14 protein-coding genes and 1 tRNA gene are annotated in these 12,740 nt (G+C 48.7%); 6 read left to right on the top strand and 9 right to left on the bottom strand.

Annotated elements, in window-relative coordinates:
- Window positions 1-25: 25 nt before the first annotated feature.
- Window positions 26-274, top strand: a complete 249-nt coding sequence (gene yidD / locus BUA12_RS00605; protein WP_218587329.1) for a membrane protein insertion efficiency factor YidD — start codon at window positions 26-28, stop codon at window positions 272-274.
- On the opposite strand, the gene menE is transcribed toward yidD, so the two are convergent.
- Genes menE through BUA12_RS00580 form a run of 5 tightly spaced genes read right to left on the bottom strand, consistent with a single transcriptional unit; the run spans window position 271 to window position 6,337 of the window.
- The gene (gene menE, locus BUA12_RS00600; protein WP_072707299.1) at window positions 271-1,668 is read right to left on the bottom strand and encodes an o-succinylbenzoate--CoA ligase; all 1,398 of its coding nucleotides are present in this window, start codon (window positions 1,666-1,668) and stop codon (window positions 271-273) included. The genes yidD and menE overlap by 4 nt on opposite strands.
- A gap of 42 nt (window positions 1,669-1,710) precedes the next feature.
- Window positions 1,711-2,529 (bottom strand): 1,4-dihydroxy-2-naphthoyl-CoA synthase, encoded by an 819-nt coding sequence (menB, locus tag BUA12_RS00595; RefSeq protein ID WP_072707297.1) that lies wholly within the window; start codon window positions 2,527-2,529, stop codon window positions 1,711-1,713.
- 13 nt (window positions 2,530-2,542) lie between these two features.
- The gene (gene menH, locus BUA12_RS00590; protein WP_072707296.1) at window positions 2,543-3,328 is read right to left on the bottom strand and encodes a 2-succinyl-6-hydroxy-2,4-cyclohexadiene-1-carboxylate synthase; all 786 of its coding nucleotides are present in this window, start codon (window positions 3,326-3,328) and stop codon (window positions 2,543-2,545) included.
- The gene (gene menD, locus BUA12_RS00585; protein WP_072707295.1) at window positions 3,318-4,979 is read right to left on the bottom strand and encodes a 2-succinyl-5-enolpyruvyl-6-hydroxy-3-cyclohexene-1-carboxylic-acid synthase; all 1,662 of its coding nucleotides are present in this window, start codon (window positions 4,977-4,979) and stop codon (window positions 3,318-3,320) included. Before menD ends, menH begins: the two co-directional genes overlap by 11 nt.
- Window positions 4,976-6,337, bottom strand: a complete 1,362-nt coding sequence (locus BUA12_RS00580; protein ID WP_072707294.1) for an isochorismate synthase — start codon at window positions 6,335-6,337, stop codon at window positions 4,976-4,978. The genes menD and BUA12_RS00580 overlap by 4 nt, the downstream gene beginning before the upstream one ends.
- A gap of 127 nt (window positions 6,338-6,464) precedes the next feature.
- Here BUA12_RS00580 and BUA12_RS00575 point away from each other — a divergent pair, with 127 nt between their 5' ends.
- The 3 genes from BUA12_RS00575 to BUA12_RS00565 all read left to right on the top strand — a co-directional run bounded on the left by BUA12_RS00575 (window position 6,465) and on the right by BUA12_RS00565 (window position 8,816).
- Window positions 6,465-7,388, top strand: coding sequence for a 1,4-dihydroxy-2-naphthoate polyprenyltransferase (locus tag BUA12_RS00575; RefSeq protein ID WP_072707292.1), 924 nt, complete (start codon window positions 6,465-6,467; stop codon window positions 7,386-7,388).
- A 209-nt stretch (window positions 7,389-7,597) separates the two neighbouring features.
- Window positions 7,598-8,425, top strand: a complete 828-nt coding sequence (locus tag BUA12_RS00570) for a hypothetical protein (RefSeq protein WP_072707290.1) — start codon at window positions 7,598-7,600, stop codon at window positions 8,423-8,425.
- Window positions 8,426-8,552: 127 nt separating this feature from the next.
- Complete coding sequence (locus BUA12_RS00565) at window positions 8,553-8,816, top strand: hypothetical protein (protein ID WP_072707288.1); 264 nt, start codon at window positions 8,553-8,555, stop codon at window positions 8,814-8,816.
- A 97-nt stretch (window positions 8,817-8,913) separates the two neighbouring features.
- Here BUA12_RS00565 and BUA12_RS00560 read toward each other — a convergent pair whose 3' ends face one another.
- From BUA12_RS00560 to BUA12_RS00550, 3 genes are all read right to left on the bottom strand, one after another.
- A complete protein-coding gene (locus tag BUA12_RS00560) occupies window positions 8,914-9,393 on the bottom strand; it encodes a hypothetical protein (RefSeq protein ID WP_072707286.1) in 480 nt (159 codons plus the stop codon).
- A gap of 26 nt (window positions 9,394-9,419) precedes the next feature.
- On the bottom strand, window positions 9,420-10,526 hold the full coding sequence (locus BUA12_RS00555) for an alanine racemase (RefSeq protein ID WP_072707284.1): 1,107 nt from the start codon (window positions 10,524-10,526) through the stop codon (window positions 9,420-9,422).
- Window positions 10,527-10,595: 69 nt separating this feature from the next.
- Complete coding sequence (locus BUA12_RS00550) at window positions 10,596-11,786, bottom strand: thermonuclease family protein (RefSeq protein WP_072707282.1); 1,191 nt, start codon at window positions 11,784-11,786, stop codon at window positions 10,596-10,598.
- A 232-nt stretch (window positions 11,787-12,018) separates the two neighbouring features.
- Here BUA12_RS00550 and BUA12_RS00545 point away from each other — a divergent pair, with 232 nt between their 5' ends.
- Together BUA12_RS00545 and BUA12_RS13225 are read left to right on the top strand one after the other, a co-directional pair.
- Window positions 12,019-12,318 (top strand): hypothetical protein, encoded by a 300-nt coding sequence (locus BUA12_RS00545; RefSeq protein WP_072707280.1) that lies wholly within the window; start codon window positions 12,019-12,021, stop codon window positions 12,316-12,318.
- Between the two features lie 23 nt (window positions 12,319-12,341).
- Window positions 12,342-12,467 (top strand): hypothetical protein, encoded by a 126-nt coding sequence (locus tag BUA12_RS13225; RefSeq protein WP_281248110.1) that lies wholly within the window; start codon window positions 12,342-12,344, stop codon window positions 12,465-12,467.
- 87 nt (window positions 12,468-12,554) lie between these two features.
- Here the strand turns inward: BUA12_RS13225 and BUA12_RS00540 are convergent.
- Window positions 12,555-12,625 (bottom strand) — tRNA-Thr (locus BUA12_RS00540).
- Window positions 12,626-12,740 lie beyond the last annotated feature (115 nt).

Below are 12,740 nucleotides of genomic sequence, written 5' to 3'. Positions count from 1 at the left end.
TCATAATGAAGAATCTGGTGAAATCATGAAACAAATCGTCATATATATATTCCGCTTCTATCAGAAGTTCATCTCTCCGGCATTCCCGCCTTCATGCCGGTTCAATCCCACCTGCAGCAACTACGGCATTGAAGCCGTGCAGGAACATGGCGCTCTCAAAGGCGGCTACATGGCAGTCAAGCGCATCCTGAAATGCCATCCGTTCCATCCCGGCGGGTATGATCCCGTACCTTTGAACCCCAGGAATTATCCTGATGGAAAGAATGATCACTAGTCCGGAGTACCGGACTGGTGATTTTTCATATACTGCTCATGATTTTTCCGCCTGGACACTTTACCGGTCGAAGTCATGATCACTTCATCGACGAAATGGATCTCCCTCGGCATCTTGTACCTTGCGAGCGTCTTCGAGAGATGCCTGAGTATATCGCCTTCATTCCCCGGCCCCCCCTGCACGAGCAGCACAGGGGCCTCACCCCACTGCGCGTCCTGTACTTTGATGACGACGCATGATTCGACCCCGTCCACTTCATGCACCCTGTCTTCTATTTCCTTCGGGTAGATGTTTTCTCCGCCGCTGATGATCAGGTCACTGCGCCGGTCCAGTATATGAAGATAACCTGCTTCGTCGATCCGGGCGAGATCCCCGGTTTTGAAGTAGCCGTCCACCCTTTCCATTTCGGCATTCAAGTATCCCGGTGAGACGTTTTCCGCTTTGACAAGCAACTCCCCTGCCCCGTCCACTTTCAGCTCGACGTTTTCAAGGGCTTTTCCGACGGTACCGTTCAAAATGTTCGGGTCGGAATAAGGGACGGAGACGATCTGCGAACATGTCTCCGTCATGCCGAATGAGTTATAAACGGGCAGATCGTGATCGATCGCTTCCTTGAGCACCTTTTTCGTGACACCCGCACCGCCGAGCAGGATGCCCTGAAGATGGGGACCAAAATCATTGCTGCACTTCAGCAGACGCTGGAGCATGACCGGCACCAGGCTGGTGTGGGTCACCTTTTCATCTTCAAGCAGATTGAGTATTTTTTCCTCTTCAAACCGCTCCACGAGGACATTCGTGCACTGAGCGATGACACTCCTCAATACAATCGACAGGCCGGATATATGGAAGATCGGATTGATCTGCATCCATACACTGTCCACACTGTACCCGAACCTCGTTTCACACCCTTTTGCCGAGGCGTAATGATTCGAGTAAGTTTGTTTTACGGCTTTCGCCCTGCCCGTCGTCCCCGAAGTGAACATGATCGACAGTACATCGTCCCCACGGATGGGATGCTCCTCCAGTTCAACCGGCTCCCACTCATATAAATCCCGGAAATCGATCACTTCAAAACCTTCGATTTCCAAAGGTTTGGCCGCAATGATCGTGGTGACGCCGACATCATGGAGCTGCGCCGTGATTTCATGGTGTGTCAGCCTCGTATTGATGAAGACGATTTCCACCCGCGCCTGAATCATTGCATGGATCAGCTTCAGGGAATCCAGGGAGTTGTAGATGAATACACCCATCCTGTGTTCGCCGAGGGTTTTTATTTTTCCAGCGAGAAGCAGAGCTTCCTCATATAAAGCTTCATATGTAATCATTTCTGAATTGAATTTCACGGCCACTTTATCCGGCACGGCTTCATTTGCCGCCTTAAGCCAATTTTCCATGGTCAACACCTCAAAAAACCCATCGCACGGATGGGTTTGATTTTACGGGAATTTCGGGAATTGATCGAAATCCGGTTTCCTTTTCTCTTTGAATGCATCACGGCCTTCTTTCGCTTCCTCCGTCGTGTAGTACAGAAGTGTCGCATCTCCGGCCATCTGCTGAAGCCCTGCGAGCCCATCCGTATCGGCGTTCATTGCGGCTTTCAGGAAACGGAGTGCTGTCGGTGAATGCTCCATCATCTGCTCAGCCCACTTGATGGTCTCCTCTTCGAGCCTCTCCAACGGCACCACTGTGTTTACGAGGCCCATTTCAAGCGCTTCATCCGCATTGTACTGACGGCACAAATACCAGATTTCACGTGCTTTCTTATGACCGACGATCCTTGCCAGGTAGCCTGAGCCGTAGCCTGCATCGAATGAGCCGACTTTCGGACCGGTCTGCCCGAACCTTGCATTGTCGGCTGCGATCGTCAGGTCACACACGACGTGCAGCACATGCCCGCCGCCGATCGCGTACCCCGCGACCATCGCAACGACAGGTTTTGGAATGACCCGGATCAGCCTCTGAAGGTCGAGTACGTTCAGTCTTGGAATCTCATCTTCCCCGACGTAACCGCCGTGGCCGCGCACCGACTGGTCCCCGCCTGAACAGAATGCGAGGTCGCCTTCTCCTGTCAGCACGATGACACTGATATCCTGATTGTCACGTGCCCGGGTGAAGGCATCGATCATTTCCTGAACCGTAAGCGGTGTGAATGCATTACGCACCTCCGGACGATTGATCGTGATCTTGCCTATACCGTTGTAGTATTCATACTTTATCTCTTTGTATTCTTTTAATGTTTCCCACTCTACTGCCATGATCATTTGCCTCCTAAGTTAAGAACTCTGATATTATTGTACCAAATTTTTCCCGTGATTCTAAATGAATGTTATGCCCGGCACCCTCCACTATTTCAAGCGTGGCGTGAGGGATCCTTTCTGCCATCTCTCTATTGATTGAGACGAACTTCCGATCTCTCCCCCCGGCAATGAGCAGAACCGGCATATCCAGCTGTGGTAATTTGTCCCAATACGACGGCTGGACGCCTGTACCGTACTTCCTTAAACTGTCTGCAACTTCTTCGGGCTGTTGTGATTCCCGCATCTTCCGCTGACGGCTCGATGACTCTTCCGAAAGAGTCTTCTGGGTTTGGAACAGACCCATGCCCTCCCATTCATCCAGGAAGGCCTGGTAGTCGGATATGATCTTCCGGGCCCTTTCCTCATCGACAGCTGCACGTTGAATACGCTCGGATGCAGTTTTCAGTCCCGCGGACGCACTCTCCAATATCAGCGTCCGCACATGGCGGGGGTGCATTATGGTGAATGCAAGGGCGACCCTGCCACCCATTGAATAGCCGAGGATGACGACTTTTTCCAAGTGCAGTTCATCCAGGATCATTTTAAGACTGTCAGCAAGCGTCTCCATATCATAGCCGGATCCGGTGCTTATCGTCCGTCCGAAACCCGGAAGGTCGATATACAGGATGTTGAATGCCCCACCAAGTCCACTGCCGATGCCGGTCATACTCCGGGAGTCCGCCATGAAACCATGAAGGAGCATCACAGTGGTGTCACTGCCGTTATCGATGAAACGATGCTGCACATCAATTTTCAAAATTTTTCACCAACTGACCGATTTGTCCTTTCAGCGACTGGTGGGCACTCAGGTTAGCGGCCCGGTCCGTCATGATTTCAATAAAGTTCCTCCCCGCAGCAGGCAGCTCCATCATCTCCAGGTCGGACACCGATTCGATTTTTGTGTAATTGAAATCATAGAGCCTGGCAGTATGGGAGAAATCCAGGCCGAGCGGCGTGCCGAACAGCCGCTCGAAATGTTCTTTATCCTCATACTGCGGAAGAAAGCTGAAAATGCCCCCGCCGTCGTTGTTGAATACGATGATGTTGATATCGATGTCATTCAGCTTGGACATGACGAGTCCGTTCATATCATGGTAAAGGGCGATGTCCCCGATCACCAGGGTGACATTATCTTTCACAGCCATCGCCATGGCCGTCGAGACCACCCCATCAATGCCGTTGGCGCCGCGATTCGCATAAACTTTGTGCTTCAAATTCATGTCATACCGTTCCACATCACGTATCGGCATGCTGCTGGAGGCGAAGATGATGTCGTCCGGTGAACGCCTGATGACTTCATACATGAACCGTCCCTCATCATCATAATCACGGATGTTTTCTTCGATATGGTTTTTTATCTCCATATCCAGGGCAGAAAACATCTTCTTTACAGCCGGGTTTCCTCCCGTTCCGATCAGGTCCTTCAAAATGGTTGCGGCGTCCCCTGTATAAGCCCGGGCCGGTGGTACGGGGAATGTCTTCAATCCATCGTATTCACTGACCAGTATTTGTGTGACGGAAGCGTTCGCCAGGAAGCGGTTGGTCAATTTTGAAGTGACAGGCTCCCCGACACGGACGATATAATCGAAATCATTTTCAATATGATCCAGCTGGGCGCTTGTGAAGGTGGAAAACATCAGGTCATGCGTTGTGATGATATTGCTGCTGTGGAGGCGCGCATGCTGTCTCGGATCTGCGATCACCGTCACGTTGTCCTGACTGAAAATCGTTTCCAGCCCCTCGAGGGGGTGCGCAGTCTCCCCGAGGATGATCAGTATATTCCCTGTAATCTTTTCGACATTATTATGGACTGTGCGCTGTACTGTTCCCGTTCGTGCCCTGTGGAATAAATCCGTCCGGCTCAAATCCGGCATCAGCGGCTCACGGATCGGAATGTTGAAGTGCACCGGTCCGGTGTTCGTGCCTGTAAAGAACTCCGCTGCCTGAAGCACTCTCGTCTCTATGAGCGCCGAATAATTCTGTGTGCCTTCCGCCACCGGCAGTTCTGTGTAATACGAGACATAATTACGGTACATATCTGCCTGGTTGATCGCCTGCGGCGCCCCGATGTCCTGGAGTTCGGCCGGCCTGTCGGAAGTCAGGACCACCAGCGGTGAACGGCTGAGGCCCGCTTCTGCGACCGCTGGTGTATAGTTTGCAGAAGCAGTCCCGGAAGTGCATATCAAGCCCACAGGTCTTCTGTCCTTCTTGCCGAGGCCGAGGCCGAAAAATGCGGCACTCCGCTCATCAGGGTGGATATAGGTTTTTATGCCGGGATGAAGTTCCGCAGCCAGTGCCAGCGGTGTCGATCTTGACCCCGGGGAAATGACGACTTCTTCCATGCCTTTTTCATAGAGGCAGTCGATCAGTGTGAAGATTTGTATTGTCAGTGCGTCCTGATGATTCAAGTTTCCACCTCCAGGACATTCATCATCGGCGTGAACTTCACATCCGTCTCGAGAAATTCCTTTTCAGATGATGAACCTTTCACGATGCCGCATCCGGCAAAGAGTGTCGCACTTGTTTTGGATACCAGCATGGAGCGCAGGCTCACCACGAACTCCGAATCGTTATTTTCATGAATGAGTCCGATCGGCGCGGCATAAAGGCCCCGCGTGCCGTATTCCTGCTCTTTGATGTAGTCTTGGGCAATCTTTTTCGGCAGTCCGCCCACTGCAGGCGTCGGATGGATTGCCTTCAATATTTCAAATACTTCTATGTCTTCATTCAGGCTGACCTTGATCGGTGTGTGCAGGTGATAGATATATTTGTTCTTCAATATTTCAGGCACTTCATCATATTCGATGACGGAACTGTAGGGCTTGAGATCTTCTACGATCGATTGTCTCACCAGCTCATGCTCATAACGGTTCTTTTCATCATGCAGGAGGAAATCCTGCTGGTACGCATTCTCTTCCTCATCTTTGGTCCTTGGCGCAGAGCCTGCAATCGCATTCGTCCAGAGGTGGTTGTCCTCGATTTCGAAGAGGCGCTCAGGAGATTTCGATACGAAGGCACTGGCGCCTTTTTCGTAATAGATGGTGTAAGTGTCTTTTTCATCCCTCAGGCGGTCCAACAGGAACAAAGGATCAATGCCGGATTTGAATGTGATGAGGCGCTGCCTTGCAAGGACGACTTTCAGGAAAGACTCTTCATCCAGCACATCCACGGCCTCATCCACAAGCCTTTTCCATTCATCGGGGAAAATATCCTTGATGATGCTGACTTCCGCCCTTTCATAAGTGTCGGGTTCCGTCTGTGACAGCCCACTGAGAACCCCCGACAACTCTTCAAGTGCATCGGACAGTTTTTGAGAATGCTGCGGGATGGTATAAAAAACTTCCTGCCGGACCAGGTCGAACTGATAGACCGGCAGGTGGAATTCAACCATCGAAAAGTCCGACCACTCATCATTGGTGTCCTTATCATCGAATTTCACACCGCCGAATAAGCTCAACCGTGATGACAGACCATCATTGAGCGGCACCATCTGTATGCTGTCATACAGCTCATTTTTCTCGGATGTTAAAGATTGCACCTTGAATTTATCTCTTGTGATACTCTTCCTGTATCCTATACCGATACTGTCAAACTCGCCGTCTTTTGACTGGAACCAATAGCGCTCGCCTGTATACTCCTTGAAATAAGTAAACAATTGGGCGTGGCTTATATCATATTCGTGAATCGGTATATGTAAAGTGATATAATCTGAATCAGAATCTATTATCACTTCCTCGACTAAATCTTCATATTCTACCAAATTCATTCTTTTACACTTCTTTCTCCATAGATACTCATATTTTATCATTTATTGACTATGCTGTGTATCCAGAGATATCATTTCCAACGACAAATATGGTAATATTAATTCGTTAATATAAAGGTAAAGGAAGATGATTGTGCAAGGTCCAGACACTCATACAGGCATCAAAAAATACATAAGTTTAATAAGGCCACATACGTTGACCGCAAGTTTCGTCCCCGTGCTCGTCGGGACATTCAGTGTTCTGCTCTTCGCACCGATACGATGGGACATGTTCATAGCGATGCTGATCGCAACGCTCCTGATACAGTCGGCGACCAATATGTTCAATGAATACTTCGACTATAAACGCGGCCTCGACACCCGTGACTCCGTAGGCATCGCAGGGGCAATCGTCAGGAACGGCATGTCTCCGGGATTGGTATTCAATATTGCGGTCCTGTTCTATATCCTCGCTGCAGCAATCGGACTGTACATCGCCTTCAGCTCATCCTTGTGGATACTCATCATTGGTGTCATATCCATGGCAGTCGGGTATTTTTACACCGGTGGTCCGGTGCCGATTTCATGGACGCCTTTCGGAGAAGTCTTTGCCGGGTTATTCATGGGCACGGTGATCATATTGATCACGTTCTATATCCACACCGGCACGCTCCATTACTTTCCGCTGCTGATGTCGATACCTGTTGCAATCACAATAGGACTCCTCAATATGGCCAACAATATCAGAGACCGTAAAAAAGATAAAGAAAGCGGACGTAAAACATTCGTCATCCTTGTCGGCAAGCCGTTTGCCGTGATGACATCTGCAGCCTTACTCGCATTCTGTTATGTCTTTCTCGTATGGATTGCATTCTTTGAATCGTTCGGGTCGATATTTATGCTGATGCCGCTGTTATCCATCCCGCTCGCGTTCAACACGGTGGTCAAATGGAAGAATGGGGACACACCTGTGGAACTGATTCCAGCGATGGCATCCATGGGCAAATTGAATACGATGTTCGGATTGCTGCTGTCCATCGGTCTCCTCATTTACGGTGTCACCGGAATCTGATATCCTCCCCCCTTGCTCCAAGGGGGTTTTTCTTTCCCAAATCTTTTGAAAATGAAGGTTGATATTAAGAGTACCGGGCACACGGCGAATAAAGCCCCCCTTTTATTATGATTTATCTTTTAATCAAATCATAATCCATATTAAAAATTGATTATTTTTCCAAATATTATTATAATTGTGATGTATCTATAAATTAGGGGGAACTACAGATGAGTTTAAAGAAATATTTACTGGCAGGCGGGCTTTCCACAGTTCTGCTTCTCGGAGCGTGTAACGGGGACGACGCTGCTACCGAAGAAGAGGCTGATGATGCTGCGACTGAAGAAACTGAGGACACTGCAACAGAAGATACAGCTGAAGATGATGCAGCAGAAGATGCTGATACCGAAGACGAGGCTGATACCGAAGACGACGCAGATGAGGATGCTGATACGGAAGACGATGCTGAAGATGACGGCACCGAAGATACAGAAGGTGGCGAAGGCACGGGGGATGAGGAAGTTTATTATTCCGGTGAGTATGGTGAATTTTCCATTGTATCTTTCGGCCAGCACACTTTAGAACCTGAAGACACTGACGCTGAGGAAGAAGAAGCTGAAGAAGAAGGGGCTGAAGAAGCCGAACCGACGGAACTGGTATTGATTGAATTCGTATACACCAACAACGGTGACGTGCCGACTTCTCCTGAAGAAGCATTCGGTCTTGAGCTCGCTGTCAGACACATGACTGACGACGGCGAAATCACTTTGGACAACCTGACGATGGATCTGCCGGAAGATCATGAGCATGCCGATCTGGTTGAAGCTTCCGGAGAATTATTGGAGCCGGGCGACTCGGCCTCGGCTGTGGTCGCTTACGGCCCGGTGGACACTTCACAGGAATTGGTGATCCAAAGCCGTAATGACGACGAATTGGATGAGACGATCGAACTGGAAGAGTCCGATGATATAGAGGGGGACCCTGAAGAGTCGGACGCAGCTGACGCTACTGATGAGGATTCAGAAGACACTGAAGACGATGAAGATTCAGAAGAATAAAGGCTGGTTTTCAAGTACCTTCAAGACCCGGGGGAGATTCCCGGGTCTTTTTTCAATATCGTTCTGCTTGATTTTTGCACCGCACATATTGTTATAATGAAATCAGACCTGATTGGAGGGGTAAATAATGCTGGATATCAGCCTTAAGACAGTGGATGAAAATGAAGAAGAAGAGATTGTGAAGCATCATTCTTTCCAGGATGAGGGAGAAGCGAAAGATTTGTATTATAAATTGACTGAAGATTACTCAGAACAGTCCGTTCCTTTTTTTGAAAAAGGTGAGAAGCTGATTAAAATAGAATTGGTCAAAAAAGAGCCGGACGAAATGGATTCGGAATGCTATTTGGAATACAGCAGGGAACTGCTCCACAGTTTAAGTGAAAGAATTTAAAATATGGCTGGACTCTAACGGCCCCTGAAAATAAAGAAAAAGGCGATTCATCCCGACAGCTGATGAATCGCCTTTAAATTGTCTCCCCTATGTTCACCTATTCGAAATCCACCTTCAACCTGATGTCCATTTCCTCATTTTCCCTCACTGTAATTATTATTTCATCAGGCGGTTCATCAAGATAATATGAATAAGTCACCTCTTCACCAGACTGAACCACCGTCGTACCGAGAAAATTTTCGCTGAGCAGATGACTGATGTCACGGATCCGCTTCGAATCGATATCCACCACAGAGCCGTCTTCTCTTTCCGGGGCTTTGAAGCCTGGATGGTGTTTATTGTCAAACACTTCCCCGCCTTCTGAAAATAAACGGATGGCTGTCAGGACAACGGACTGGTCCGAATCGTTGGAGACTGTAAAACGGTACAGTTCCTCCTCATCCAGGGTGTCTTCGACCACCCTTTCGTCTTTCACTTTGATCTTCACTTTTGATTTCCTCTTCACAAGCAAACTCTGTATCATGACACCGCTCAATGCCAGTGCGGAAATGATCAGAACGAAGGTGAGCATATCCATAAATAACGACGACCTTTTCTTTAAGACTACTGTAGTTTTCCTCTTGCAGAAACCGGAGCTTCTTCAATCACTTCGCCATCTTCCACGATGTATGCTTTTTCATAAAGGTTGGACACCGGACAAATATGGTTCATCAGGATTTCAACCTTATCACCGATCTCCACGCGGCTTCTGAAACCTTCATCATATATGATGGCATGCTCATCAAAGACACTGTCGATATGCACTCCGTCAAAACCGACGATCTTACCAAGCCCTTCAGTCGCCGTCAACCCTTCTGTCCTGTGTTCCTTGGTCAGGCCTTTGGCGCCGACATCAGTGATCACACGCTCATCTGTAGGTTTGCTGATGACGGTGGTCAGGATTGTTGCGGCACAGGTATCATGATGGCCGAGGACATTCGCCTGGGAGCCGTCCATCAATATATAGGTGCCCGGCCGGATCTCGGTTATACCCTCCGGTATGTCGAAACCGAGTACGAATGGGGGTGTGGAGCCGATGCTCACGACTTCGCATGCCATCCCATGATCGCGGGCGATGCCGGCAAACTTCAGGGTCCTGGCCGAACTGTCATGATACAGTTCTTTCAGGCGATCGATCGTCGAAGCTTTATAAGTATGGCCGTCATGGGAGAAGACGCCTTTGAATCTCACATTCCGGCTGTTTTTTATCTCATCGAGCAGTGTGATGAAATCATTCCTCATGATGATGCCTGAACGCTTCTCGCCCACTTCGACTTCGATCAGGACTTCCGCTTTTTTGTCTGCACCTTCAAATACCCCATCAATTTCCTTCACGCTGTAGACGCTGTCCACCCCGAATGAAATATTGACAGCCCCGGTCAGCCGGCGTATACGCTCAACCTTCGATCTGCCGATGATCTGGTTGGCGATGAAGATGTCATCGATGCCGGCTTCGGCCATGATTTCAGCCTCCCCGACTTTGGCCACTGTAACCCCTGCCGCCCCCGCCTCCAGCTGCATTTTGGCCAGCCTCGGCATCTTATGTGTTTTAGTGTGCGGCCTCAGATTGACACCGGAGCGGTCCGCATAACCCTGCATGGAAGTGAGGTTCCTTTTCAAAATCTTGTGGTCGATCAGTAATGCAGGCGTTTCAACTTGCATGGTTTTCATCCTCATTCTCTCCTGTCCATAAAGTACATACTTCCACTATATAATTCTTCGGCCGAAAAATCTATTCATTTATTCGCATGCATGGCCGTCATTATCCCTGTCCATCATCGGCTGATATGCCGGATGATCGGACATGACCCCGTCCGGGAAGACCTCCCTCAGCTCAGTGCAGTTGGCAAAGTCATACGCACCCGTACCGGCACCTGATTCCCCCTCACCGGATTCAGGTTCTTCTGCAGCCTGCTCTTCTCCATAATTGAATCCTTCCCCGTCTTCATTGACATAACCCGGTATCGACCAGATGCCGAGCCCTTCATCCTTTGCATATTGTTCGGCTGCCTTGAATTCATCCAGGTACCGCTGCTGTTCATAGATGAAACCGACCCTGGCGAGCCCTTCTTTCAAGAGGACTTCATGGACACTCACCTCATCCGCATAGAGGTAGACGAGTTCCCTTCCATAGTGATCCTGCTTGTCACCTTCATCATATTCGATGAACAACTGTTCCGCTTCGTTCAAAAGATTGGTGAGCCTTTCAGTGGCTTCCGGTCCATATGGCTGGAGGGGTTCATTCGGGTGGACGGTCTCCGGGGTATCGATGAGGAGCAGTCTCAGATTCAAAGTATCATCATTGCCATCGATGACATGGACGGTATCACCATCGACGACGCGGTAAAGTTGGACAGGTATGAGTGCCTCTCTCTGAACAGGTTCCACTCCCCCCGCTTCATTACCGGCTTCGCCATCTTCTTCCACTTCTTCTATGCCCGCCTCGACACTGACTTCCGCTTCATCCACTTCCCCAAAGCCGGCCTCAACCTCGACCTCTTCGTCGTCAATGCCCGCCTCGACAACCACCTCCCGGCTTTCCACCCCCTCTTCAACTTCGCCGGGATCGACAGAAACCCCGATCATAAAAACCGAAAAGATCAGCAGGCCCATAGTGACCCCTGTCGACCGGTTGAACTTTCCCCGTTCATCATGCTGATTTTTATGATGACTGATGAATGTTTGGGATAAAATGAGTCCCACCGCCGCCATTAAAAATATGACTATGAAAACATCCGAAATGCCTATACTGCTGCTGACAGCCGCAAACATCAGCAGCAGGAGAATTGTGGCTGCGGCCGATATGACTGTACCTGCCCATAATTTCTTTCGGGGTCCGTCGTCTGTACTCCTGCTGTAGAGTGCAAAAATGTAAATCCCGAAAGTGATCAAGGCGCCGATGACGATTGCCGCTATAGAAATGATACCCACTGGCTACGCCCCCTAAAATATGTTATTAACATGATTATACATTAAATATTAATGTATTGAACGTGAAAAAATCACAGAATTTTGGAAAATGAATACTGGTGACTTGTGCGCATTCATCTTATGTTGATCACCTTTTATAAGTTTTTAATATCAAAATGTACTTTTAATCATGAAAACATCGGGTATAGTAACAGTAACCTATGAGTGAATCTATGAATTGGAGGGCTTTATAATGAATTTAAGGAAGTATTTAATTACTGGAGGTCTGGCTTCAGTCTTGGTACTGGGCGCGTGTGATGACGGTACATTGGAAGAAGAACCTGAAGATGATACAGCGGAAACTGTGGACACCGAGAGTGATACACAAGTGGATGATGAACCGTCAGACGGTCCTTTGGAAACAATAGAAGAATCCGGTGAAACTGTGGATGAAGAGGAGGTCGATCATGACAGCACCGAGACTGAGACCGAAGCTGATAACACTGCAGACGATGCCGGGGATGAAGATCCGGACGACGAAGACTCGGAGTAATGAACTCATAAGGGGGTAGTGATATGGCTGATAAGCATAAAGTCCACCCTGAAAAGGACGACAAGAAGAATACGCTCGCGTTCGGCTGGATTGTACTCATTGTGAGTATTGCCGTCCTGGTCGGCGGTTTCATATGGCTGCTCGTTTAAGTTAATTTACAAAGAGAATATAATTGAAATGCGAAACAGCATATTAAAGAACCCCTGATGAAATTTTTCATCAGGGGTTTCAATTTAAGCCGACAGCGAGAATCGAACTCGCATCGCAGCCTTACCATGGCTGTGTTCTACCATTAAACTATGTCGGCACTGCCTAATTTGATTACTTATACATTATATCAGTGAACACAGGAATCTTAAATACCCTTTTGTGTTTTTTTGAAATAAAAAATAGTAAAACTCCACCTTTTTAAAAGGCGGAGT

This window comes from Lacicoccus alkaliphilus DSM 16010 (assembly GCF_900142805.1).
Classification (GTDB): domain Bacteria; phylum Bacillota; class Bacilli; order Staphylococcales; family Salinicoccaceae; genus Lacicoccus; species Lacicoccus alkaliphilus.
Note: the sequence above shows the minus strand (reverse complement) of the source record. Positions and strands in the feature narration are given on the sequence as shown.

What these genes read in the sequence shown, in the direction of transcription:
- BUA12_RS00575 (WP_072707292.1), top strand. Translation starts at nt 6,465, where the DNA reads ATGATTGTGCAAGGTCCAGACACTCATACAGGCATCAAAAAATACATA.
- BUA12_RS00545 (WP_072707280.1), top strand. Translation starts at nt 12,019, where the DNA reads ATGAATTTAAGGAAGTATTTAATTACTGGAGGTCTGGCTTCAGTCTTG.
- BUA12_RS00560 (WP_072707286.1), bottom strand. Translation starts at nt 9,393, where the DNA reads ATGGATATGCTCACCTTCGTTCTGATCATTTCCGCACTGGCATTGAGC.
- menE (WP_072707299.1), bottom strand. Translation starts at nt 1,668, where the DNA reads ATGGAAAATTGGCTTAAGGCGGCAAATGAAGCCGTGCCGGATAAAGTG.
- BUA12_RS00580 (WP_072707294.1), bottom strand. Translation starts at nt 6,337, where the DNA reads ATGAATTTGGTAGAATATGAAGATTTAGTCGAGGAAGTGATAATAGAT.
- menB (WP_072707297.1), bottom strand. Translation starts at nt 2,529, where the DNA reads ATGGCAGTAGAGTGGGAAACATTAAAAGAATACAAAGAGATAAAGTAT.
- BUA12_RS00570 (WP_072707290.1), top strand. Translation starts at nt 7,598, where the DNA reads ATGAGTTTAAAGAAATATTTACTGGCAGGCGGGCTTTCCACAGTTCTG.
- BUA12_RS00555 (WP_072707284.1), bottom strand. Translation starts at nt 10,526, where the DNA reads ATGAAAACCATGCAAGTTGAAACGCCTGCATTACTGATCGACCACAAG.
- yidD (WP_218587329.1), top strand. Translation starts at nt 26, where the DNA reads ATGAAACAAATCGTCATATATATATTCCGCTTCTATCAGAAGTTCATC.
- BUA12_RS00565 (WP_072707288.1), top strand. Translation starts at nt 8,553, where the DNA reads ATGCTGGATATCAGCCTTAAGACAGTGGATGAAAATGAAGAAGAAGAG.
- BUA12_RS13225 (WP_281248110.1), top strand. Translation starts at nt 12,342, where the DNA reads ATGGCTGATAAGCATAAAGTCCACCCTGAAAAGGACGACAAGAAGAAT.